Raw genomic sequence first — 24899 nt, 5'->3', positions numbered from 1 at the left:
GCTGTGACTAATGGGTCATTATTCCTGCGATCAAGGCACGGGTGTTGGAGGCACCCGGAGAGTATCTTATGCTGCCTGATTACACATTCACCGATACACGCTGTCGATTCATTGAGGAGACCATCCCGTGACCGATCTGGACGCATTCCGTCAGGAAGCTCGTACCTGGCTTGAAGAGAACTGCCCCAAGAGCATGCGCACGCCCTTTTCCGCTGACAATGATCAGTGCTGGGGTGGCCGTGACTTCAAATTCAAGAGTGAAGAGCAGCGCCAGTGGCTCGAGCGCATGGCCGACAAGGGCTGGACAGCGCCCGACTGGCCAAAGGAATACGGCGGTGGTGGGCTGAGCCGTGAGGAGCACAAGGTTCTGCGTGAGGAGCTGTCGCGCATTCAGGCGCGCCCGGCGCTGTCCAGTTTCGGTGTGTGGATGATTGGCCCGGCGATTCTCAAGTTCGGTTCCGAAGAGCTCAAGCGCCAGCATCTGCCGAAAATGGTGCGTGGTGAGATTCGCTGGTGTCAGGGTTATAGCGAGCCCGGGGCAGGCTCTGACCTGGCTGGCCTGCAGACCAAAGCCGAGGATATGGGCGATCACTTCATCGTCAACGGTCAGAAGATCTGGACCTCCTACGCCGACAAGGCCGACTGGATGTTCTGTCTGGTGCGCACCAACCCTGACGCCAAGAAGCAGATGGGCATCAGCCTGGTGCTGTTCGATATGACCACTCCCGGTGTAAGCACACGGCCGATCAAGCTGATCTCGGGCAGCTCACCGTTCTGTGAGACCTTCCTGGACGACGTACGGGTCGATAAGGATCAGGTTGTCGGTGAGGTCAACGCTGGCTGGACCATTGCCAAGTATCTGCTGACCCACGAGCGCGAGATGATCGGCGGTATGGGTCGCACTGCCGCAGGGCAGAAAACCGTTCCGGAGTTCGCAGTCGAAGCTCTGGGTCTGGAAAACGGCAAGCTGGCTGACGGTTACCTGCGCAGCGATATTACCCGCTGGGAACTCGATGCCAAGGCGTTCGAACTGACTGCCGAGCGCGTGCTTGATGAAGTCAAGGCGGGCCAGGGCGTGGGCAACACATCGGCGATGCTCAAGTATTACGGTACCGAAGTGAACAAGCGCCGTCAGGAATTGCTGGTAGCGCTGCGCGGCAGCGACGCAATGGTCTGGGAGGGTGAGGCCTGGAATGAGGGTGCAACACCACGCACCTGGTTGCGTTCCAAGGGTAACTCGATCGAGGGCGGCACCTCGGAAATCCAGCTCAACGTGATCGCCCGCAATATTCTCGGGCTCCAGTAGAACGAATCGAGGACAGCATTCATGGCAGCTTTGGTACTCAATGAAGAACAGCAAATGCTCCGGGACGCCGCACAGGGCTTCCTGAGCGAGAACGCTCCGATCAGCCAGTTGCGCAAGCTGCGCGACGAGCGTGACGAAACAGGCTTTTCCACCGATTTGTGGAAGGGCATGGTAGAGATGGGCTTCGTCGGCACACTGGTCGATGAAGAGTTTGGGGGGTCGGCCTTTGGCAACGTGGGTATGGGTCAGGTATTTGAATATGCAGGTCGTAATCTGAGCGCCTCACCGCTGCTGTCGACCGGCGTGCTTGGCGTGTCGGTGCTGCAACTGGCCGGGTCGAAAGCGCAGAAGCAGGATCTGTTGCCGGCTATCGCCGAGGGCCGCCTGCTCACAGCATTGGCGGTGGACGAGACCCCGCGACATGCGCCAAGTCGGGTTGCCACCACCGCCCGCCGTCAGGGCGACATGTTCGTGATTGATGGCCAGAAGTCTTTCGTCATCGATGGTCACGTTGCCGACAAGCTGATCGTTTCAGTACGCACCAGTGGTGAGCTGAATGATCACGAAGGTATCAGTCTGTTGCTGGTCGATCGCGATACCGCCGGCGTCAGCGTTGAGCGGACCATCATGGTCGACAGTCGGAATGCGGCGATCGTGCGTTTCGACAATGCGCAGGTGAATGCCGACGCGCTGCTGGGCGACATTGATCAGGGGTTCGCGACGCTCGAGAAAACGCTTGATATTGCCAATGCCCAGTTGGCGGCAGAGCTGCTCGGCATCTCCCTGCAGTCCTTCGAGGTCACGGTGAAATACCTGCAGGAGCGTAAGCAGTTCGGTGTGACACTGGGTTCCTTCCAGGCTTTGCAACATCGATGTGCGCACCTGTTCAGCGAGCTCGAACTGGTCAAGTCGGTGGTCCTCAAGGCGCTGGTCGCGCTGGACGAGCAGGATCCAGAGGCATCGGTTCTGGTTAGCTTGGCCAAGGCCAAGAGTTGTGAAGTGGCCGAGCTGGCAACCAATGAAGCGGTGCAGTTGCACGGCGGCATGGGCATGACCGACGAGTTCGATGTGGGCCTGTTCATGAAGCGGGCGCGGCCGGTGCAGGCCCTGTTCGGCGATTATCGTTACCATGCTGATCGCTTTGCCAGCCTCCGCGGTTACTGATCACAGTCAGACTGTCACTGCATCACCCAAAGACCGGTCATTTGACCGGTCTTTGCGTTTGCGGACCATGGTAGGGGTGGTCAGACCCGCGACCAGCCATTAATCTTCGCACTTCTTCCACTGGCCACTCGAGGCTTTGATCATGTTACTGCGCGGACTGACCTGGCTGATTGTCTTTCAGTTGCTTGGTAGCGGCCTCAGCGTTTTGCTGTTGCCATTCCTGCCTGGGCCGATCATCGGCATGGTGCTGCTGGTGCTTTTTCTCTGTCTGCGCGGTGAAACAGGCGAGTCGCTGGATATGGCAGCCTCCGGACTGCTCAAGTATCTGCCCCTGATTCTCGTACCTCCGGCCGTCGGGGTGATGGCCTACGGCAGGGAAATTGCCGCCGACGCCACAGCGATCATGATCGCCCTGCTGTTGTCTTTCGTGCTCACTCTACCCCTGTGTGGCTGGCTGATGCAGAAACTGATCAGGCGCCAACGCAACGCGGAGAGCGGACGATGATCGGCAACTTGCATGGGGCCTGGCAGGCGGTTGCCGGGCATCCGTTGTTCCTCCTGGGACTGACGCTGGGGGCCTACCAGCTTGGATTAGCTCTATACGAGCGCACGCGTATGGCGGTCTTTCATCCGGTATTGGTGTCGGTCGCTATTCTGGTTGTATTGCTGTCGCTGCTGGGTTTTGAATATGCGGTTTACCGCGAAGCAGTCTGGCCGCTGGTGATTCTGCTCGGCCCCGCGACCGTAGCGCTGGCGGTTCCGCTGTATCTGAATTTGCGACGGATCCGGCTGTATTTCTGGCCGGTGGTGCTGACGATCCTGCTCGGCGGATTGTTTGCCACTGTCATTACCCTGTTGATTGCCTGGGCGCTGGGTGCTGACCTGATGATGTTGATGACGCTGGCGCCCAAGTCTGTCACCTCACCGATAGCCATGCTGGTGGCCGAACAGATTGGCGGTATTCCCGAGCTGGCGGCGGTATTTGTGATGTTCACCGGGGTGCTCGGGCCTCTGTTCGGTCCCTGGCTGTTGCGCAAATGCAAGATCACCGAGCCCGCCGCCTGGGGCATGGCCATGGGCATGACCGCCCACGCGGTCGGCACCTCCCGCGCGATCGAAGAGGGCGAGGAACAGGGGGCGTTTTCGGCCCTGGCGATGAGTCTGCTCGGCGCCGCCACTGCGCTGCTGTTGCCCCTGGGCGTGACTCTCTGGCTTGCATTGGCTTAGGCGTAATGCTGCGGCAATTCACCACCTGTCCTTGATCTGAATCAAGGAGCACACTTAATTCAGGAACATTCAGGACCCTGCTGCAGTCACAGCCACGATTCGTTTCGGTTGCTATGCTGACTGAGCCGGGCCGTCGGTGCCATCCATTTCCATAAGGAGCTGTGCTCATGGAGCTCGATCCCCTCCTGCTGTCGCGCATCCAGTTTGCGTTTGTGGTGTCTTTTCACGCTATCTTTCCGGTATTTACTATCGGTCTGGCCTCCTTTATCGCCTTCCTGGAAATACTCTTTTTCAAGACCGGCAATCCGGTATGGGAGCGTCTCTCCGCGTTCTGGGTGCAGGTCTTCGCCGTAGTATTCGGCATGGGCGTGGTGTCGGGTATTGTCATGTCCTTCCAGTTCGGTACCAACTGGAGTAACTATTCCTATGCGGCGGCCAACTTCCTCGGCCCTGTGCTCAGCTACGAGGTAATCACTGCCTTCTTTCTGGAGGCGGCGTTCCTCGGGGTATTGCTGTTTGGCCGCAACCGCGTGCCCAAAGGGGTGCACCTGTTTGCTGCCTGTATGGTGGCTCTGGGTACCTTCATCTCTTCCTTCTGGATTCTCGCTGCCAACAGCTGGATGCACACGCCGGCTGGTGTAGAACTGCGTGAAGGGGTGTTTTTCGTTACATCCTGGACGGAGGCGATTTTCAATCCGTCCTTCCCGTACCGGTTCATGCACATGGGCCTGGCGTCCTTCCTCACCGGTGCCTTTGTTGTAGCGGGTGTCAGCGCCTGGTACCTGCTGCGCGGGCGCGAGGTGGAGGTAAACCGCAAGGCGCTTTCCATGTGCCTGTGGCTGATACTGATCATCGCCCCAACCCAGGCAGTTGTCGGTGATTTCCATGGCCTCAATACGCTGGAGCACCAGCCGACCAAGGTGGCGGCCATGGAAGGCAACTGGGAAACGACCAAGGGTATGCCCTTGCTGTTGTTCGCCTGGCCGGATCAGGAAACCCAGAGCAACCGCTTTGAAATCGGTATTCCCAAACTGGGCAGTTATATTCTTACCCATGACTGGGAGGGCGAAGTGCCTGGTCTGAACGAGGTGCCGGCAGTGGAGCAGCCACCAGTGGCCATTGTCTTCTGGTCGTTCCGGATCATGGTCGGCCTGGGCCTGCTGATGATCGCGGTGGGCGTGACTGGCTTGCTTCTGCGCCGTAAACAGCGCTACTGGCAAACGCCGTGGTTTCTGCAGGCCCTGCGTCTGATGAGTGTGACGCCGTTCGTGGCGGTGCTGGCTGGTTGGGTGGTAACGGAAGTGGGCCGCGCGCCCTGGCTCGTCTACGGTCTGGTGACCCATGCCGAGGGGGTGACACCCTCCCTGACCGGTCCCATGGCGCTGTTTACCCTGCTTGGCTACATCCTCGTTTACGCCATGATTTTCAGTGCCGGGCTGTATTACCTGATGCGCGTATTGCAGGACGGTCTGGAGATCAACAGGCACGCCGATGACGCCGATGAGGTGCATCGTCCGGCACGTCCGCTTTCGGGCAGCGACGTCTCATTTGAACAGAAGGGGGCCTGAGCATGGATATGGAAATCTTCGATTTATCAATGATCTGGGCAATGATCATCGCCTTCGCTGTGATCATGTACGTGCTGATGGACGGCTTCGATCTGGGCGTAGGAATGCTGTTCCCGTTCGCCCCGGACGAGGATGCCCGCGATGTGATGATGAATTCGGTAGCGCCAGTCTGGGACGGTAACGAAACCTGGCTGGTGCTCGGTGGTGCTGGCTTGCTGGGTGCCTTCCCGCTGGTCTACTCGATCCTGTTGCCGGCGCTTTATATCGGTGTCTTTCTGATGCTCGCGGGTCTGATTTTCCGCGGTGTAGCCTTCGAGTTTCGCTTCAAGGCCAAGAGCTCACGCTACCTCTGGAACTGGGCGTTTGCCGGTGGCTCCTTTCTCGCAGCCTTTGCCCAGGGCGTGGTAGTGGGTTCCTACATTCAGGGTTATGAAACAGAGGGTCTTGCCTATGCGGGCGGCGCGTTCGACTGGCTGACGCCCTTCACCGTGACTACCGGGCTTGGGTTGATGGCTGGCTATGCTTTGCTGGGTTGCACCTGGTTGATCATGAAAACGGAAGGGTACATTCAGGAGTGGGCCTACGGTCTGGCGCCCTGGTTGCTGGGTGCGGTGCTGGCGGTATTTGCGATCATCAGCATCTGGACTCCCTCGGTCGATCCTGCGGCCTTCGAGCGTTGGTTCGCCGAGATTCGCTGGATATGGATCTTCCCGGTGCTGGCAACGTTCTTCGCCTTCCAGATCTGGCGTAGCCTGAGAAAGCGCAAGGAGGCGATCCCGTTTATTGCCACCATGGCGATGTTTGCGTCGACCTATTTCGGTTTGCTCTGGACCCGTTGGCCCTATGTGATTCCGCCGAACTTCACCCTATGGGATGCGGCGTCCGCGCCGGAATCACAGTTGTTCCTGCTACTCGGCATGCTGTTTGTGATTCCGATCATCCTGGCCTACACAGCCTGGACCTACTGGGTATTCCGCGGCAAGGTCCGTGTCGGTGAAGGCTATCACTGAGTCGGGGCGCCGCAGCCGTGACTGGTTGCGGCAACAGGGTCTGCCGATCAGGCCCTGGCTGCGCGCAGCGGTGGTGTTGGGTGTTTTACACACGCTGACTATCGTTGTGCAGATGGGGCTGATTGCCTGGTTAGTGCATGCATTACTGATTGCAGATGTACCCCCTGTGGCGTTGTTCTGGCCGGCTGTGGGCCTGGTTCTGGCTATCGTTTTCCGCGTCTTGATGCAATATGCCCAGGAGCGTTGCGCCCAGCATGCGAGCGCGCAGGTACGTCAGCAGGTGCGCTGCCAACTGGCTAACCATTGGGCCCTGCTGGGCCCCGTGCGTCTTGCTGACCGCTCCAGTGCGACTCTGACCAATCAATGGGTTGAGCAGGTCGAGGCCTTGGACGGTTATTACGCCCGATACCTGCCACAACAGTGGCTTGCCTTGTTGTCCCCCCTGTCGATTCTGCTGGTGGTGTTCTGGCTTGACTGGCTGGCGGCACTCTTCCTGCTGTTTGCCGCGCCGTTGATTCCGCTGTTCATGGCGCTGGTGGGCATGAGCGCGGAGAGGGTCAGTCAGCAACACGTGCTCGAAGCAGGCCGTCTGGCCGGGCATTTTCTTGATCGGGTGCGCAGCCTCACCAGCCTGCAATTGTTTGGTCAGGTGGGGGCGGCTACGCTGTCGGTAGAGGCCGCAGCCGAACGCTATCGTGCGGTAACCATGCGAACATTGCGCATTGCCTTTCTGTCTTCGGCCGTATTGGAGTTCTTCGCCTCGGTGGCCATCGCCGTGGCGGCGATGTACATCGGCTTTGGCCTGCTGGGGTATATCCAGTACGGTCCTGCGGCCCAACTGACATTGTTTTCCGGCCTGTTCATCCTGCTGCTTGCGCCGGAGTTCTTCCAGCCCCTGCGCAGCCTGGCGCAGTCCTATCACGATCGCGCTGCGGCACTCGGGGCAGCAGACAGCCTGGGCGCGTTGCAGCTCGAATCGGCAGACCTCGATCAGGCTGACAGCCTCAGCCGCGGTGCGGATGACAACAGCATATCTTTGCAGAACCTCTCACTGGCTTATCCTGAGCGGGGCCGGGTGCTCAACGACATCACCTTGACGCTCACCCGTGGCCAGGTTGTTGCGCTGGTGGGGCCGTCGGGGTCCGGTAAGTCCAGTCTTCTGCATTGCATGGCCGGCTTTGTGCAACCCGACGCCGGCAGCATCAGCCTGTTCGGTCTATTGCCCGGTCGGCAACCTGTTGCGTGGCTTGGGCAGCGGCCTTTTCTGATCCAGGGGACCTGGGCCGACAATCTACGTCTTACTGCGCCTGACGCCGATGAGCATGCCATGCTGCACGCTGTTGAGGCTGTCGGCCTGGGCTCGGTTCTGGCCGCCCAGCCAGAGGGTTTACACACGCACCTGGGGGAAGGTGGTCGCGGATTGTCCGGTGGCCAGGCACAGCGCCTGGCGCTGGCGCGCGTATGGCTGTCGGATGCGCAGCTGGTGTTGCTGGACGAACCGACGGCCAGCCTCGACGAACAGAGCGAAGCCGAGGTAATAGCAGCCCTGCGCGCGCTGGCAGGCAGTGGAAAAACCCTGATCATTGCTACCCATCATCCAGCCCTGATGGCGCTGGCGGAGCGGCGTATCGAGATCGCCCGGGGGAGACTCGTCGATGTCTGACCTCAGCCCCTGGTTGCAGATGATCATGCAGCGTCGTGGCCGCCTCTGGGTGGGTGCGCTGTTGTTGGCGCTGACGTTGTTCAGTGCGGTGGGTCTGCTGGCGCTTTCGGGTTGGTTTATCACCGCCACCGGCGTGACGGCTTTATTGTGGGCCGCCGGGCAGCGGGTGATGTTTGATGTATACATGCCGGGTGGCGGCATCCGCTTTTTTGCCCTGACGCGCACGGTGGCGCGGTACTCTGAGCGGGTTTTCAATCACAACACGGTGCTGAGCCTGCTTGCGGATCTGCGCGGCCGGCACTTTGCCGCACTGGCGGTATTGGACGGTGCTACGTTAAGCCGGCTGCGGGCAGCGCAGTGGCTCAACCGTCTGACGGCTGACATCGACACTCTCGATACGCTTTATCTGCGTCTGCTGGCACCGCCCCTGGTGGCCCTGCTGGGCGTTGTGCTGGTAAGCGCTCTGATCGCGGTTTTTCATCTTTCCCTGGCGTTGTTGATCGGAGTAGTGCTGCTTGCTGTGTTGTTGATTCTGACGTTGGGGATGGCGCGAATTGGCTTGCACTACAGCGCGCGGCGGGTAGAGCAACTGGACGGATTGCGGGTGCAGGCCGTTGAGCAGTTACAGGGTATGGCTGAGCTGACAGCGGCGGGCACCCTGGAGCTGCACCGCCGGCACCTGCTCCAACGCAGCCAGCAGATGCTCGACGATCAACTGGCGCTCCAGGGTCGTATTGCGCTGGGTCAGGCACTGGCAACTCTGGGTGTCATGGGCGCCGTGGTGGTTGGTCTGTTCGGCGCCATCCAGGCGTATTCCGAAGGGCTGTTGTCCGGCCCGGTGGCGGTGATGATCCCGCTGGCGCTGATGGCATTGAGCGAAGGATTTGCCGGTCTGCCCGCGGCCTTTGCCCAATATGGTAGCACCCGGGCAGCGGCCAGACGGTTGAACCAGCAGACGGCAATGAGTACGGCTCTGGTGGACCCGGAAAAACCCGCCGAAGTACCGACTGATCTGACCCTGCAATGGCAGGATGTGTGCGTGCCGTACGCAGGTTTGCAAAACGTCAATCTGACTCTTCATCATGGAGAGCGATTGGCTTTGATCGGACCCTCAGGCTCGGGGAAATCGACGCTGGCAGCGCTGGCTGCGCGTCTGATTGATCCGGAGATCGGCCAGATGACTGTGGGCGGCACTCCGCTGGGCGGCATACAGTTGGGCAGCACCCGGCTGCATCAACTGTCGCTGACCCAATGGCGGGCGCAAGTGGGCTATCTGACGCAACAGACCGAATTACTCCACGACAGCATCGCCGCCAACCTGTTACTGGGCAATCCTGCCGCAACTGACGAACAGCTCTGGCGGGTGTTGGAGATGGTTGACCTGGCCGAGTTGGTCAGTGGTTTGCCTGCCGGGATCAACACCTGGGTCGGCGAATCAGGCAAGCAGTTCTCGGGCGGGGAGGGGCGACGACTGGCTCTGGCCCGGGTACTGCTCAAGGAGGCGCCAGTGGTGATTCTGGACGAGCCCTTCAGCGGTCTGGATGCGGCGACGCGCAAGCGTGTAATCGCCCGCATGGAACCCTGGCTTGCCGGGCGAACGGCACTGCTGCTGGGGCATGATGCAGGTTTGCTGCCCCAGGCCGGCCGAGTATTGTCGATGGCCGACCTGTAGGCATCAAGTCGCGGACCTACCGCATTACCAGGTATCCACAAAGGGGCGCAGCCCCTTACGCAGTGACTCGGTGGGTGCCGAGTTGAGACCCCGCAGCAGCCAGTCCCGGGTTTCCAGCGGATCAATTACCGCGTCGATCTCCAGGAAGCTCGCCATGCTCACGCCCTTGCCCCGCTGATACAGCTCGGCGACCAGTTTCTCGTACATCGCGTTACGCTCGTTTTCATCCTCGATAGCTGCCAGCTCCTTGGCGTAACCCAGGCGTACCGCGCCTTCCAGACCCATAGCGCCAAACTCGCTGCTGGGCCAGGCGATGGTGAACAGCGGCGCCTGGAAGCTGCCGGCGGCCATGGCCTGGGCACCCAGCCCATAGCCCTTGCGCAGCACTACGGTCATGAACGGGATCTTCAGACTGGCTGCGGTGACGAACATGCGCGAGACGTGGCGCACGGTCGCCTGTTGCTCGGCTTCCGGTCCGACCATGAAACCGGGCGTGTCGCACAGCGAGACCATCGGCAGGCCATGGGCCTGGCACAGCTGCATGAAGCGGGCGGCTTTGTCGCCACCCGCTGCATCGATCGCGCCGCCCAGATGCATGGGGTTGTTGGCCAGCAGACCGAACGGGCGGCCTTCGATACGGATCAGTGCGGTGATCATGCCGGGGGCGAACTGACGGCGCAGCTCCAGCACCGAGCCGCTATCGGCCAAGGTCCCGATGACCTGGCGGATGTCGTAAACACGCAAACGATTTTCCGGGATCAGGTGGCGCAATTCGCGCTGGTCGGCGGTTTCCCAGTTCTTCATGTCGCCCTGGAAGTAGGCCAGGTATTGCTTGGCCACGCGTGTGGCTTCAGCCTCGTCCTTGACGACCACATCCACCACGCCGTTGGGACCTTGCACGCTGGTGGGCCCGACCTGCTCCGGCGTATAGCTGCCCAGGCCGCCACCCTCGATCATAGCCGGTCCGGCCATACCGATGGTCGCGTTCTCGGTGGCGATGACTACGTCGCAACACCCCAGCAAGGCGGCGTTGCCGGCGAAACAGCGACCGGAAACCACACCCACTAGCGGCACCTGACCGCTCAGGCTGGCCATGCGCATGAACGTGGTGCAGTCCAGACCGGCAACGCCCACCTTGTCGATATCACCGGGCCGGCCGCCGCCGCCCTCGGTAAAGAACACCACGGGCAACTTCCATTTCTCGGCCAGATCGAGCATGCGGTCGGTTTTCTTGTGGTTCATCGCGCCCTGGGTGCCGGCGAATACGGTGTAGTCGTAGGACAGGGCCATGCAGCGACTGACGTGCTCGCCAAACAGGTCGGCATTGATAGTGCCGATGCCATTGATCAAGCCGTCCGCCGGGCTCATGGCCAAGAGCTCTTCATGGGTGCGACGGCCGCGTTGTGCCGCCAGGGCCATGGAGCCGTATTCCTTGAAGCTGCCGTCATCGAGCAGGTCTGCGAGATTTTCGCGGGCGGTGCGCTGACCGGTCTTGCGCCTTTTTGCAACGGCGGCAGGGCGGCGCTCGTCGGTCAGGTCGGCCTGCCGTTCGAGGACTTCGGCGAGATCGGCACGAATATGCGCAATATCGATCTGCTCTTCGTTGGATTGCTCGCCTGCGGCCACATCGGCGGGTTCGAGGAACAGCAATGGACTGCCTTCGAACAGACTGGCGCCAGCTTCGACCAGTAGCTCGCGGACGATACCGCTTTGCGTGGCCTTGACCTCGAATTCCATTTTCATCGATTCCATCACGGCGACCTGTTGGCCGACCGCAATGGCATCACCGGGCTGCACTGACAGAGCAACCAGCACACCTTGCACGGGCGCGTTCAGCGGCTCGGTACCCGGGGGCGCGGTGATCTGACTGGCGTTCTGGTGGGCTTGCGCAGTTTTCTGTGGGAAAAACAGGTTTGGGTGCGCGCTCCTGTCGACCAGCTCAGCAGCATGCTGCTCGATAAACGCAGTAGTGACGTCATTGGCCTGAACCTGTGCATTGCCGAGCAGGTTCTGCAGAAAGGCAAGATTGCTGCTGACACCTTCCAGCCGAAACTCGCAGAGGGCGCGATAGGCGCGGCGCAGCACGGCGGGGTAATCGGCATCGGCCTGAACAATGACCTTGGCCAGCAGGGAGTCGAAGCTGGGGCTGGTGGTGTAGCCACTGTAACCGTATCCGTCGACCCTGATGCCCGGCCCACTGGGTGGCTCGTAGGCGGTAAGGGTGCCGCCAGCGGGGCGGGCACTGCCATCGGCAGACATGTTTTCCAGATTGACCCGTAGCTGCACTGCAAATCCGCGCGGGGCCGGGATCTGCGACTGGGTCAACCGTAGGTCGCTGAGCGTCGCCCCGGCAGCCAGGCGAATCTGAATCTGCGCCAGATCCAGGCCGGTGACCGCTTCGGTAACGGTGTGCTCGACCTGGATGCGCGGGTTGGCTTCCATGAACACGAAGTCGCCAGCATCTTCGTCGAGCAGAAATTCGAAAGTACCCAGACCGCGATAGCCTGCTGTCTTGGCCAGGGTCAGGGCTGCTTCCAGCAACTGGTCACGTTGCTCCGGGGCAAGGCTCGGGCTTGGCGCTACTTCCAGCAGTTTCTGGTTGCGCCGCTGCAGGGTACATTCGCGTTCCCATACATGGCTAACGTTGCTGCCATCACCGATGATCTGCACTTCGATATGCCGGGCATTGCGAATCAGTCGCTCAACGTAGAGATCACCGGTGCCGAAGGCGGCCTGGGCTTCCGAGGTGCAGCGGGCATAGGCCTCGTCGAGTTCATCCAGGCTATATACAGCGCGCATCCCGCGGCCACCGCCACCGGCCAGGGCCTTGAGCATCACTGCTCCGCCCGGGCCTTGATCCTGCAGAAATTGCATGGCCTGTTCGAGGCTGGTTGCCTGGTTGGTGCCCTGGCCCAGCGGTACGCCGCACTGGCTGGCCAGGCGTCGGGCACTGGCCTTGTCGCCAAAGGTGTCGAGTACCGAGGCGTCGGGCCCAATGAAGACGATGCCGGCGCTATGGCAGCGGCGGGCGAAATCCGCGTTTTCGCTGAGAAAACCGTACCCTGGATGTATCGCATCGCAGCCGTGCTCACGTGCTATGGCAATGATCTGCGCTGCGTCCAGGTAGGCGCTGGCACCGCGACCGCTCAGGGCTACCGCCTGATCGGCCTTGCGCACATGCAGGGATTCGCTGTCATCTTCGGCGTAGATGGCAAGGGTAGGGATATCCAGTTCAGCCGCGGCGCGGGCCAGGCGGATGGCGATCTCGCCGCGATTGGCGATCAGCAGACGCTTGAAGTTCATATCAGATCCATTCCTGCAGTTCCTGTTTTTTGACCTTGCCGGTTGCTGTCATGGGTAAGGATTCGACCAGCCGGATTTCGGGTATCTTGTACACCGCCATGGCTTTCTTGCACCACTGATGTAATACGTCGGCAGTCAGTCCGCTGCCGGGCTTGGCGACTATAAAAGCCAGAGGCATCTCACCACGCTGTTCGTCCGCCCGGCCGATCACTGCCGAAGCCAGAATGTCCGGATGCTGGCCGAGCATCGCTTCGAGCTCACTGGGGAACACGCTCATGCCGTTGACCTTGAGCATTTCCTTGCGTCGTCCCAGATAGCGAATGTGGCCCTGTTCGGTGATCACGCCGCTGTCGCCGGTATGCAGCCAGCCATCACGCAGGGCCTCGGCGCTGGCCTCGGGCTTGTTCCAGTAACCCTTGAGCAGTGACGGTGTGCGCACGCACAGTTCACCCTCGGCACCCAGGGGTAGCAGCTCGCCGGTGGCGAAATCACACACCTTGAATTCGGTGCCGGGTACCGGCAGGCCGACAAAGGTGGGCGCCGAGCGCAAATCGAAGTCGTCATCCTGCATGCCGGCGGTAAAGGTATCGCAGGTATGCGTCTCGGTCATGCCGAAACTGGTTTCGAACAGGGTGCAGCCGGTCAGCTCGCGCCAGCGGCGACGATATTCCGGTGTGAGCTTTTTTATAAAGGAAACGCAGCTGGTGACGGCAAGGGAGCTGAAGTCGAACTCGCTGACCCTCGGGTGATCCAGTACTTCCGAAGCGCTGTCGACCAACAGGCCGGTGTGGCCGACCCGGTAATGCTGCACTGCACTCATGAACGCAAGGGCATCCCACCGCGCCAGCAGCACCATGGTGGTTCCGGCAAAGACGGGAAACAGCAGGCCGGCATTTTCGCCGGCAATCCAGAATTCCGGCATGAAATTCAGGCTCACACGGTCCAGATCCAGACCCAGGGCGACAGGCATGAAGCTGGCGCAGGTATAAAGCATGTCGCCATGAGTGTGTATGCAGCCCTTGGGCAGGCCGGTGGTGCCGCCGGTGTAGTTCAGTGCGGCAATATCATCCAGCTGCAGTTCCGGCAGGTTCGTTGCAGGTGCGAGCTTTTCCAGGGCCGGCAGCATATCGATGCTGTCGGTAATGGCCAGTTTGGGCGCCTGCAGCAGATCGGGTACGGGTATCGAGGGAGTGGTGGGGCACAGTTCGGAGAGGCTGGTACTGATGACCAGTTTCAGGTCGGTTTCGGCCCGCACTTCGCGTATCACCGGCAGCAGCTGATCAAAACAGACTATGGCGCTGGCGCCGCTGTCCTGGAGTTGATAGCCCAACTCCATACCCTTGGCCATCGGGCTGACGGGAGCGTGAATGGCTCCGGCTTTCAGAATGCCGTAGAAGGCGATGTGTAATTGCGGGCAATTGGGCATGAACACCGCAACCCGGTCGCCGGCGCCGATACCGTGCTGGTAGAGCAGCGCAGAGAAGCGATCACTGAGATCGTCCAGTTCTGCATAGCTGAGCTGGTGGCCGTAGAAATGGATGGCGGTTTTATCCGGAGTGCTTTTTGCCCAGTGCTGCAGATAGCGGGTGATTGGCTGCTCGCCCAGGGGGTAAACAGCTTCGGTGGGTGCGCCCCTCGGCCAGGCTGCTTCCTGCAGGTTACGCAATGTCGACAGATACTCATGTTCCCGCATCGGCTTGTCTCCGTGGATTATTGATCTTGTGCTGAGCAGCTTAGGCCCAGGAAGCCGCGGGGTGAAGCGAAGGTTATTCATCTATAATCATGAATCAATTTCATAATATTGGGAGGGCGGCGGGGTGAGTGTCGCACGCTACCGATCCAGAGCTTCTTCACATGAATGAAATGAATGGCATTCCATCGCTTGCGCGCATGGATCTGAACCTCTTCAGGGTTTTCGAAGTGATTTTTCGCGAACGCAGTCTGACGCGCTCGGCAGCGGTACTGCATGTCAGTCAGTCTGCGGTCAGTCATTCCCTTGCACGCCTGCGCGAGCATTTTGCGGATCCACTTTTTGTACGTGAGGGGCGAGGCGTCATGCCTACTGTGCTGGCGCAGAGGCTGGCGCCAGTGATCAGCGATAGTCTGGCGCGCTTGCAGAGGAGTCTGGAGGGGCTGCAGGACTTCGACCCCTTGCGTGATGAGCGCACCTTTACCTTGAGTCTGCCGGAGCAACTGGAGATGGTATTGCTGCCTCCCTTGCTCACCCACCTACGTCGCAGCGCTCCCGGATGCAGGGTGCGCACGGCGGGGCTGAGATGGTCGGAGCTGAAGTTGGAACTGGCAGCCGGGCGCATTGACCTGGCGGTACAGATCGCGCGGCCGGTAGAGGCCAGTCTGCGCCAGATGCAGTTGCTGTCGGAGCCCCTCTGCGTGGTTGCAGGACCGGGTTTCGAGGGCGAGTTGACTACCGATCGATACCTTGAAAGCGACCATATTGCTGTAGCGTCATGGCGTCGAGGGTTATCCTATGAAGATCTGGCGCTGGGGCATATGGGTTTGATGCGACGGGTCGTGCAGCGGTGTCAGAACTACCAGGCCGCCAGCCTGGTAGTGGCGCAGAGTGACTTGCTGCTGACCATGTCACGGCGTCATGCAGAGCTGGTAAATGCGGCACTTGGCAATCGCTTGCTGGATATGCCGCTACCGTTGCCCTCTATCGGCCTCAACCTGTACTGGCATGAGGCCGCGGAGCACGACCCAGTGAACCGCTGGCTGCGCCAGCAGGTATCTGCTCTGGCTCAGAACAGTTCGAGAGGTGTGACGGCGCCTTCGCTTGAGTAGCCGCCGGCATCCAGTTCGCTGAATGAGGGAGGGGCGTCCTCCTCCTTGAATACTTCGAACAGGGCGTTGTCGCTTCCGGGTCGGGCGGTCCGGCCGGTATCAGGATCAATCCGCGCGTTCACCAGCCCATCCGGCATGGGTTGGGTGCTCTCCGGTCGGTCTTCCAGAGCTTCGGCCATGAATGTCATCCATACTGGAAGTGCTGCTGTACCGCCGTATTCCCTGCGGCCCAGAGTGGCTGGCTGGTCGAACCCAACATACACCGTGGCAACCAGGTCGCCGTTGTATCCGGAGAACCAGGCGTCCTTCTGCTCGTTGGTGGTGCCGGTCTTGCCCGCCAGGTCAGGCCGCTGCAATGCACGCGCCCGGGCAGCGGTGCCGCGGGTGATGACGTCCTTGAGCATGCTGGTTAGCTGGTAGGTTGTGCGAGGGTCAATCACACGCTCTGCCGAAGGTATCTCCAAATCCGGCACTGTCGATATTGCACGGTATTGTTCTACACGTAGCTGATGGGCTTCGATCACCTTGGGCGTAACTGCGGGTCTGGCAAAGTCGATGACTCCGCTCTGGTGGTCCTGAATCCGCTCGATCAGGTACGGTTTGACTGCGTAGCCGCCATTGGCAATGGTGGTGTAACCCTGGGCAATCTGCAGCGGCGTCAGTTCCGGTGTTCCCAGGGCGGCTGAAAGATTTCGCGGTAGTTCGCGACGACTGAAACCGAAGCGTTCAATGTAGGTAAGCGCCCGATCCACACCGATGTCCTGCAGCAGGCGGATAGAGACCAGATTGCGTGAGCGGTAGAGTGCTTCACGCAGTCTGATCGGGCCGAGAAAATCGCCCCCCGAGTTTCTTGGCCGCCATGCTTCTTCCATGTGGCCATCATCTACTACCAGAGGCGCATCGTTCACCAGGCTTGCGGGTGTATAGCCATGGTCGAGAGCTGCACTGTAGAGAAAGGGTTTGAAGCTGGAGCCTGGCTGACGTTTCGCCTGGGTGACACGGTTATATTTACTTTGCTCGAAGGAGAAGCCGCCGACCAGAGCCTGAATGCTGCCGTCGTCCGGAGAGAGCACTACCAGGGCCCCCTGGGCTTTTGGAATCTGGGCGAGCCGATAGCGAACATCTTCTTCATGCATTACCCGGATGATGTCCCCAACATCGAGCACGTCCGAAGGGGACCTCGGATTTGGCCCCAGGCTGTTGGTGTTGATGTGCTTTCGGGCCCAGCGCATGCCTTCCCAGGGTATCTCGCCGAGGGCGCCGCCGCGCATCTGAATCAGAGCTTTATCAGCGCTGACGGCAGTGACGACTGCGGGCAATAATCCGCCCATCTCCCGGTAGGGCCTAAGAAGGGTTTCCCACTGATCGGGCGTAGCTTCAGGGTTGCTCGCCTCCGGCCCCTTGTATCCGTGCCGCCGGTCGTATTCCATGAGACCTTCACGCAGTGAGCGGTTGGCGAGGGTCTGCAGGCTGCTATCGACAGTGGTGTAAACATGATAGCCGCTTGTGTAGGCGTCATCACCGAAACGCTCGACCATCTCCAGGCGAGCCATTTCAGCGACATAGGGCGCCTCGAGCTCGGCCTTTGCCTCGTACTTGGTCGCCTTTATCGGCTTGGCGACAGCGTCTTCATAGGTTTGCTGATCGATATTGCCAAGACTGAGCATTCGGCCCAGAATCCAGTTACGACGAATCAACGTTCTTTCCGGATTGGAGACAGGGTTGTAACGTGATGGAGCCTTTGGCAGGCTGGCGATCATGGCCAGATCGGCAAGGTCGAGTTGGTCAATCGACTTGCCAAAGTAGATCTGGGCTGCAGCCTCTATTCCATATGCACGATTGCCCAAATATATCTTGTTGACGTAGAGTTCGAATATCTCCCGTTTATCGAGGCTTCGCTCTATTTGCAGAGCAAGCAGAATTTCGTTGAATTTGCGGGAAAAAACACGTTCGCTGCTCAAGAAATAGTTCTTTGCCACCTGCATGGTGATAGTACTACCGCCTGTTTGGATCTGGCCGGTTTGTACCAGTTCAACAACAGCGCGCAGCAGGCCCATCGGGTCTACGCCACGATGGTTTAGAAAATTGTCGTCTTCAGCGGCCAGCAAAGCATTGATGAAATCGGGCGGTATCTGGTCATAGCTTATTGGAATTCGACGCATCTCACCGAATTCTGCTATGAGTCGATTATCTGTGCTATATATCCGCAAAGGGGTTTGTAACTGAAGGTCACGTAAAGCGTCGACATCAGGCAAATCCGGGCTGAGATACAGGGCTACCCCGCTCAAAACAAGGATTGGGGCACTGACGAGAGCAATTATTGACCAGAATATAAATTTTAAAAATGGCATGGGGGAGAAGCGAATTCCCTGTCAAATGAAATGGTTAGGGATGAGGCCAGATGAGAACGGGTTAACAGACTCCATTATAAGCGTATTTTTTTTGTTTTAGCTATTTGCGCTTGTGCTAGGTCTGTTATTTAATGTAGGAAAACATAAACCGTCCGTAAGTGTCGGATGCTGATAGGAAATTGGCTGTGCTAGGGCTCATAAAGAAAAAAGCGAATACGCTTCTGGGTATCGATATCAGCTCCACTACTGTGAAGCTGCTTGAACTCAGTCGCTCCGGCAACCGCTACAAGGTCGAAGCCTATGCGGTTGAACCCCTCCCACCAAGTGCGGTCGTCGAGAAGAATATCGTCGAGCTCGAAGGTGTTGGTCAGGCGCTGGAGAAAGTCCTGGCCCGATCACGCAGTTCGCTGAAGCAGGCTGCCGTTGCGGTTGCCGGCTCCGCCGTCATTACCAAAACCATCGAAATGGATGCGGGTCTCGATCCTGACGAGATGGAAGAGCAGATCAAGCTCGAGGCGGATCAGTACATTCCCTATCCTCTCGATGAAGTCGCCATCGACTTTGAGGTGCAGGGTGTGTCACCCCGGAATTCCGAGAGGGTAGAGGTGCTGCTTGCTGCCTGTCGTCGGGAGAACGTCGACATCCGTGAGGCAGCCCTGGCATTGGCGGGGCTCAACGCACGGGTAGTCGAGGTCGAGGCATATGCGATGGAGCGTGCCTGCGAGCTGGTCATCGATCAGCTTGAGGGTGACCGAGACGACGTTACCGTTGCGGTGATCGATATCGGCGCCACGATGATGACCCTCAGCGTCCTCAGCAAGGGGCGGATCATCTATACCCGCGAGCAACTCTTCGGCGGCAAGCAGTTGACCGACGAGATTCAGCGTCGCTACGGACTTTCCCAGGAGGAAGCCGGTCTGGCGAAGAAGCAGGGCGGCTTGCCGGACGACTACGAAAGCGAAGTGTTGAGCCCGTTCAAGGATGCGGTAGTGCAGCAGGTCTCGCGCTCTCTGCAGTTTTTCTTTGCCGGCGGCCAGTACAACGATGTGGATTATATCCTGCTGGCAGGGGGGACCGCTTCCATTCCGGGGCTCGATCAACTGATCCAGCAAAAAATAGGCACCACAACGCTGGTTGCCAACCCCTTTGCAAACATGACCCTGTCAAACAAGGTCAACGCCGTCGCGCTCAGCAATGACGCTCCTGCGCTGATGATTGCCTGTGGTCTGGCAATGAGGAGTTTCGACTAATGGCTCGCATTAACCTGTTACCCTGGCGCGAGCAGCTCAGGGAAGAGCGCAAGAAAGAATTCATGACTGTTCTGGTGCTGATTATCATTTTTGCCGGTGGCCTGGTTTTTCTCGGGGATCGTTTCCTCAACGGCAAGATTGATCACCAGAATGCCCGTAACGAGTTCCTGCAAAAGGAAATCACCTTACTCGAAGCGCGTATCAAGGAGATCGAGCAGCTGCAGGCGCGTCGCACGCAACTTCTCGATCGGATGAAGATCATTCAGGACCTTCAGGGTAATCGGCCGATCATTGTCAGAGTGTTTGATGAGTTGGCCAGAACACTGCCGGATGGCGTGCACTTTGATTCGCTCGGGATGCAAGGGCCGACAATCAGCATCAAGGGTCGGGCCGAATCCAACAGCCGGGTTTCCAATCTCATGCGTCAGATGGATGCGTCCGATTGGCTCACCTCACCGAATTTGACCGCGGTACGAGCCGTTACCTCCGGTGGGCTGGATCAGGCTAACGTGTTTGAGCTTTCAGTGAAGCAAACCGAACCAAGTGCCGGTACCGCTGGGGAGAAGCAGCCATGAGCCTGTCTAAATCCATGGATAGCTTCAAGAAGATCGATATCAACAATATCGACTTCAATAATGTTGGCTCCTGGCCCGGTGCCTTGAAGTTCATAGTCGGTCTGGTATTACTTATTGCCTTGTTGTTTGCCGGCTACCATTTCCATCTCAAGGATCTACAGCTGGTCCTCGAGCGCAGTGAGGCTCAGGAAGTTACCCTGCGCAAGGACTTTGAAGCCAAATCCTTCCGCGCTGCCAATCTGGAAGCCTACAAGGAACAGTTGGTGGAAATAGAAGAGCGCTTCGGTACGCTGCTCAAGCAGCTGCCAAGCGACACCGAGGTGCCGGGCCTGCTGGAAGATATAACCCAGATGGGGCTCAACAGCGGCCTCGAGTTCGAATCCATTACGCTGCAACCGGAAACGGCGAAACAGTTCTATATCGAGTTGCCCATAAGGATCGTGGTGCAGGGCAGTTACCATGACATGGGTTCTTTTGTCAGCAGCGTTGCCAGCCTGCCGCGTATTGTTACGCTGCATGATTTCAGCATCGCGCCGGTAACCGAGGGAAATGGGGACCTGCTTAAAATGAGTATTCTTGCCCGTACCTATCGCTACAACGATACAGGAGGCGAGCAATGATCATGCACAAGCGTGTATGGGGCTTGGCCCTTGCTTCCTCCCTGCTCCTTTCCGGCTGTGGCGATAGCGGCTTCGGCGATCTGCAGGCATTCATGGCTGATACGCGGGCCAAGCCTGCAGGAAGTATCGAGCCACTGCCACGGTTCAAGGCATATGAGGCTTTTACCTACAGTGCAGCTTCATTGAGAAGTCCGTTCCAGCCACCTATTCGAGTTGACGTGACTCAGAGGCAGCGTGGATCCCAGGACGTCAAGCCAGATGATGACAGAATCAAACAGTTCCTCGAAGGCTTCAATATCGAGGGGTTCGAGATGGTTGGTACCCTGAGCGACGAACAAGGCATGCAAGCGCTTATTCGAGGTGCAGGCAGCGTCCATAGGGTGCAGGTAGGAGACTATCTGGGTCGTAACCATGGACGCATCATCGCAATCGAAGAAGGTCGTGTCGAGGTGATGGAGATCGTCCCGGACGGTGAAGGCGGTTGGTTGGAGCGCCCGCGAACGCTCAGCTTGCCTGTGCGCGGATAGGACAACCAGGGAGAGAAATCATGAACTGTAAACAGTCAAGCGTGGAACGCAATCAAATGCCTCTTACCAAGAAAGTTACGCTCGCCGCGGTTATTGCGCTGCTGAGCCCTCTGGCCCTTGCGGCCAACCTCCAGAACCTAGATGTTGCCTCTCTACCGGGTGAAAGGGTTGAACTCAAGCTGACTTTCGATGAGCCGGTGCTCTCGACACCGAAGGGCTACACAATCGAGCAGCCTGCGCGTATTGCCATTGACCTGCCGGGCGTTACCAACCAGCTGGATTCCCGTAATCGGGAGCTGGGCATGGGCAACGCGCGAAGTCTGACGGTCGTCGAGGCCAACGATCGCACTCGGTTGATTATCAATCTGGACAGCCTGGTCCCTTACACTACTCGCACCGATGGCAATGATCTTTACGTGCTGGTAGGAGAAGGTGCGGCCCCGGGTTATGCAGCTGCACCTGCGGCACAGCCAGCGACTGCTACAGCAGTTCCGGGTAATTGGAGGTCCTCAGACGAGCCCGTAGTCAGTAGTCCCGGAACCAGCGGATCGGCGATTCGGGGTTTGGACTTTCAGCGTGGTGATCAGGGTGAGGGTAACGTCGTTATTGATTTGTCCGATCCTTCGGTACGGGTTGACGTGCAGGAGCAGGGTGGCAAGATTCGGTTGAACTTCCCCAATACCGAGTTACCGGATGCTCTGCGGGTTCGGCTGGACGTCACCGATTTTGCTACACCGGTCAACTTTGTGAATGCATCCAGCAGTAATGGCAATGCAGTTATCAATATCGAACCAACCGGCTTTTATGAACACCTTGTCTATCAGACCGACGATCGTCTGATTGTCAGCTTCAAACCTTTGAGTCGTACCGAGGCGGAGCAGCGTCGTGCCGAGGACTTCGCCTACACCGGCGAGAAATTGTCTCTCAACTTTCAGGATATCGAGGTCCGCTCGGTACTGCAGCTGATCGCTGACTTCACCGATCTCAACCTCGTAGCCAGTGACACGGTTCAGGGCAGCATCACCTTGCGCCTGCAAAATGTACCCTGGGATCAGGCTCTGGATCTGGTGCTCAAGACCAAGGGCCTGGACAAGCGCAAGATTGGTAATGTGTTGTTGGTTGCACCGGCTGATGAGATTGCTGCGCGTGAGCGCCAGGAGCTGGAGGCAAAGAAACAGGTTGCCGAGCTGGCGCCTTTGCGCAAGGAGATTATCCAGCTCAATTACGCCAAGGCGTCCGATGTGGCTGGGCTGTATGAAGATACTGCCAATGCAGGCACTCTGAAGGACGACATGCGCGGCTCGGTCATATTCGATGATCGTACCAACAGTCTTCTGGTAACCCTGACCCAGGAGCGCATCGACGAACTGCGCCGCATCATTACTCAAATTGACATACCAGTTCGCCAGGTAATGATCGAGGCACGCATCGTTGAAGCCAACGTCGGCTTTGACAAGGCGCTTGGTGTGCGTTGGGGCGGCAGTATCGATCTTGGGGACCGCTATGAGGTCTTCGGTCGTAACCCCGGCGGCGGCGCAGCAATGCCCACTCCGGCGGTCAATGCTCCTTTTGTTGACATGGGTGTGATTGGTGCGAGCTCGGGAATTGGTATCGGTTTCATCACCAATAACGCAATCCTTGATCTTCAGCTTTCAGCCATGGAAAGCACGGGTAATGGCGAAATCATTTCCCAACCGAAAGTCGTCACCTCAGACAAGGAAACAGCCAAAATCCTCAAGGGTTCGGAAATTCCTTATCAGGAAGCCAGCTCCAGCGGTGCAACGACTACGGCCTTTGCCGAAGCCGTTCTGTCTCTGGAAGTGACTCCCCAGATCACGCCGGATAATCAGGTGATCATGGAGGTCATCGTCACCAAGGATGAGCCCGACTTCACCAATGAAGTGAACGGTGTGCCAACCATTCGCAAGAATGAGGTCAACGCCAAGATTCTGGTGGGTGATGGCGAAACCATCGTTATTGGTGGCGTATTCTCCAGTGAAACCCAGAACAGTCAGATGAAAGTACCTTTCCTTGGTGATCTGCCGGTGCTCGGGAAGGTATTCCGCCGCGACGTGACTTCAGAGACGAAGTCCGAGCTCCTGATCTTCCTGACTCCACGGATTATCAAGAACGGCGCCATCACTGTGGCCAGGTAATCGCCTTGCGTAATGTCTTTCTGGTAGGCCCGATGGGGGCAGGAAAAAGTACCATCGGGCGACTCCTTGCCAAGGAGCTCAAATATCCTTTCAAAGACTCTGATCGTGAAATTGAGGCGCGAACCGGCGCCGATATTCCATGGATCTTTGACGTGGAAGGAGAAGAGGGTTTTCGTCAGCGCGAAGAGGCTATGATTGCCGAGCTGGTGCTGGAGAGCGGTATCGTTCTGGCTACCGGCGGCGGGGTAGTCATGCGCGAAGCCAATCGGCAAGCTCTGGCAGCTAACGGCCTGGTTGTTTATCTGCGTACCAGCGTTGACCAGCAGTTGCAGAGAACGTCCAAGGACCGGCAACGGCCCTTGTTGCTGAACGCTGATCCCGAACGAGTGTTGCGTGATCTGATGGCCAAGCGTGATCCTCTGTACCGGGAAATTGCCGACATCATCATCGATACGGATCAACGGGGCCCAAAAGTAGTGGTTAATACCGTTGTTGCGCGGCTGCTCGAATCTGATTCCTGAATCCGTTCCCGTCTACCTGTCAGGTCGCTTCCGTACCTGACTGCCCATAATGCCATCGTCTGTTGTATTCTTGCCGCATTCGCTTGGGAGAAACTATATGCAGCAACTGACGGTCGAGCTCGGTGAGCGCAGTTATCCAATATTCATAGGCTCCGGACTGTTGGAGCAGCGCGAGCTGTTCGCTCCCTATATCGCAGGTAAGCAGGTTTGTATTGTAACGGACGATACGGTAGCTCCTCTGTATCTTGATGCTCTGTGTCGCACTCTCGACGGTTACCAGTTGTCCCGAGTCGTGCTGCCTACCGGTGAGGCGTACAAGAACTGGACAACCCTGCAGCAGATCTTCGATACCTTACTGGCTTCGCGGCATGATCGACGCACTACCCTGATTGCTCTGGGTGGTGGCGTTATTGGCGATATGACCGGATTTGCCGCCTCTTGTTATCAGAGGGGTGTGGATTTCATCCAGGTACCAACGACGCTGCTTTCCCAGGTTGACTCTTCTGTCGGCGGCAAGACGGGGATCAATCATCCGGCCGGAAAGAACATGTTGGGGGCTTTCTACCAACCGCGCGCGGTCATAATTGATACGGCGAGCCTGAGATCGCTGCCTCCTCGTGAGGTGAGCGCCGGTCTGGCTGAGGTCATAAAGTACGGGCTTATCCGCGACGAGACCTTTCTTGATTGGCTAGAAGCCAATATGCAGGAGCTTCGAGGCCTGGACCATGACCTGGTAACGCAGGCGATTGCGCGTTCCTGCGCCATCAAGGCGGAGGTTGTTGCTGCGGATGAGCGAGAAGGAGGTGTGCGAGCGATCCTGAATCTGGGTCATACCTTCGGACATGCGATCGAAGCTCAACAGGGTTATGGCCAGTGGCTACACGGTGAAGCGGTTGGGGCCGGCATGGCCATGGCGCTGGATATGTCCAGGCGGCTTGGCTGGATTGACGCAGCAGCTTGTGATCGCGGAATCCGGATAATTGCCCTGGCAGGTCTCCCCGTAAGGCCGCCTGAAACAATGACGCCGCAGGACTTTGTCCGTCTGATGGCGGTGGACAAGAAAGTTCTTGATGGACAGTTACGCCTGGTTTTGCTGGAAGCCATCGGCAAAGCGGTGGTTACCGCCGAATTTGATACTGAAACATTGCAAGCTACCCTTGCACAGGGCCACCCATGACAGATTC

General features: G+C 58.5%; 19 protein-coding genes. 16 read left to right on the top strand and 3 right to left on the bottom strand.

The genetic code is table 11. The annotated features are described in order from the left end of the window. The first annotated feature begins 127 nt into the window (after window positions 1–127). From FZF01_RS00520 to cydC, 8 genes are all read left to right on the top strand, one after another. Window positions 128–1306, top strand: a complete 1179-nt coding sequence (locus tag FZF01_RS00520; RefSeq protein ID WP_150276153.1) for an acyl-CoA dehydrogenase family protein — start codon at window positions 128–130, stop codon at window positions 1304–1306. Between the two features lie 21 nt (window positions 1307–1327). After that, the gene (locus FZF01_RS00515; RefSeq protein WP_150276152.1) at window positions 1328–2470 is read left to right on the top strand and encodes an acyl-CoA dehydrogenase family protein; all 1143 of its coding nucleotides are present in this window, start codon (window positions 1328–1330) and stop codon (window positions 2468–2470) included. 142 nt (window positions 2471–2612) lie between these two features. Then, window positions 2613–2975, top strand: a complete 363-nt coding sequence (locus tag FZF01_RS00510; protein WP_150276151.1) for a CidA/LrgA family protein — start codon at window positions 2613–2615, stop codon at window positions 2973–2975. Then, entirely contained in the window at window positions 2972–3697 is a 726-nt protein-coding gene (locus tag FZF01_RS00505; protein WP_150276150.1) for an LrgB family protein, read from the top strand. Before FZF01_RS00510 ends, FZF01_RS00505 begins: the two co-directional genes overlap by 4 nt. Before the next feature lie 167 nt (window positions 3698–3864). Further along, on the top strand, window positions 3865–5265 hold the full coding sequence (locus tag FZF01_RS00500; protein WP_150276149.1) for a cytochrome ubiquinol oxidase subunit I: 1401 nt from the start codon (window positions 3865–3867) through the stop codon (window positions 5263–5265). Window positions 5266–5273: 8 nt separating this feature from the next. After that, entirely contained in the window at window positions 5274–6275 is a 1002-nt protein-coding gene (cydB, locus tag FZF01_RS00495) for a cytochrome d ubiquinol oxidase subunit II (protein WP_150276692.1), read from the top strand. Then, window positions 6259–7938 (top strand): thiol reductant ABC exporter subunit CydD, encoded by a 1680-nt coding sequence (cydD, locus tag FZF01_RS00490; RefSeq protein WP_223825337.1) that lies wholly within the window; start codon window positions 6259–6261, stop codon window positions 7936–7938. Before cydB ends, cydD begins: the two co-directional genes overlap by 17 nt. Next, window positions 7931–9610, top strand: coding sequence for a thiol reductant ABC exporter subunit CydC (gene cydC / locus FZF01_RS00485; protein ID WP_150276148.1), 1680 nt, complete (start codon window positions 7931–7933; stop codon window positions 9608–9610). The genes cydD and cydC overlap by 8 nt, the downstream gene beginning before the upstream one ends. Before the next feature lie 24 nt (window positions 9611–9634). Here cydC and FZF01_RS00480 read toward each other — a convergent pair whose 3' ends face one another. Both FZF01_RS00480 and FZF01_RS00475 read right to left on the bottom strand, forming a co-directional pair. After that, window positions 9635–12913, bottom strand: a complete 3279-nt coding sequence (locus FZF01_RS00480) for a carboxyl transferase domain-containing protein (protein ID WP_150276147.1) — start codon at window positions 12911–12913, stop codon at window positions 9635–9637. A 1-nt stretch (window position 12914) separates the two neighbouring features. Continuing rightward, window positions 12915–14606, bottom strand: a complete 1692-nt coding sequence (locus FZF01_RS00475) for an AMP-binding protein (protein WP_150276146.1) — start codon at window positions 14604–14606, stop codon at window positions 12915–12917. A gap of 161 nt (window positions 14607–14767) precedes the next feature. On the opposite strand from FZF01_RS00475, the gene FZF01_RS00470 reads away from it, so the two are divergent. Beyond that, a complete protein-coding gene (locus FZF01_RS00470) occupies window positions 14768–15715 on the top strand; it encodes a LysR family transcriptional regulator (protein WP_150276145.1) in 948 nt (315 codons plus the stop codon). Here the strand turns inward: FZF01_RS00470 and FZF01_RS00465 are convergent. Next, window positions 15673–18066 carry a penicillin-binding protein 1A gene (locus FZF01_RS00465; RefSeq protein WP_150276144.1) on the bottom strand — a complete coding sequence of 798 codons (2394 nt, stop codon included), beginning with the start codon at window positions 18064–18066 and terminating at the stop codon, window positions 15673–15675. The genes FZF01_RS00470 and FZF01_RS00465 overlap by 43 nt on opposite strands. 185 nt (window positions 18067–18251) lie before the next feature. Here FZF01_RS00465 and FZF01_RS00460 point away from each other — a divergent pair, with 185 nt between their 5' ends. From FZF01_RS00460 to aroB, 7 genes are all read left to right on the top strand, one after another. Then, complete coding sequence (locus FZF01_RS00460) at window positions 18252–19316, top strand: pilus assembly protein PilM (protein WP_150276143.1); 1065 nt, start codon at window positions 18252–18254, stop codon at window positions 19314–19316. Further along, window positions 19316–19891 (top strand): PilN domain-containing protein, encoded by a 576-nt coding sequence (locus FZF01_RS00455; protein ID WP_150276142.1) that lies wholly within the window; start codon window positions 19316–19318, stop codon window positions 19889–19891. The genes FZF01_RS00460 and FZF01_RS00455 overlap by 1 nt, the downstream gene beginning before the upstream one ends. Then, window positions 19888–20511 carry a type IV pilus inner membrane component PilO gene (locus tag FZF01_RS00450; protein ID WP_150276141.1) on the top strand — a complete coding sequence of 208 codons (624 nt, stop codon included), beginning with the start codon at window positions 19888–19890 and terminating at the stop codon, window positions 20509–20511. The genes FZF01_RS00455 and FZF01_RS00450 overlap by 4 nt, the downstream gene beginning before the upstream one ends. 2 nt (window positions 20512–20513) lie before the next feature. Next, window positions 20514–21038, top strand: a complete 525-nt coding sequence (locus tag FZF01_RS00445) for a pilus assembly protein PilP (protein ID WP_150276691.1) — start codon at window positions 20514–20516, stop codon at window positions 21036–21038. Between the two features lie 56 nt (window positions 21039–21094). After that, a complete protein-coding gene (pilQ, locus tag FZF01_RS00440; RefSeq protein ID WP_150276690.1) occupies window positions 21095–23194 on the top strand; it encodes a type IV pilus secretin PilQ in 2100 nt (699 codons plus the stop codon). A gap of 5 nt (window positions 23195–23199) precedes the next feature. Further along, window positions 23200–23715, top strand: coding sequence for a shikimate kinase AroK (gene aroK, locus FZF01_RS00435; RefSeq protein ID WP_150276140.1), 516 nt, complete (start codon window positions 23200–23202; stop codon window positions 23713–23715). 97 nt (window positions 23716–23812) lie between these two features. Beyond that, window positions 23813–24892: a 3-dehydroquinate synthase gene (gene aroB / locus FZF01_RS00430; protein ID WP_150276139.1), complete on the top strand. Its 1080-nt coding sequence runs from the start codon at window positions 23813–23815 to the stop codon at window positions 24890–24892. Window positions 24893–24899 lie beyond the last annotated feature (7 nt).

The sequence above is a fragment of the Halopseudomonas salina genome, assembly GCF_008641105.1.
This window is presented reverse-complemented; position numbering and strand designations above follow the sequence as displayed.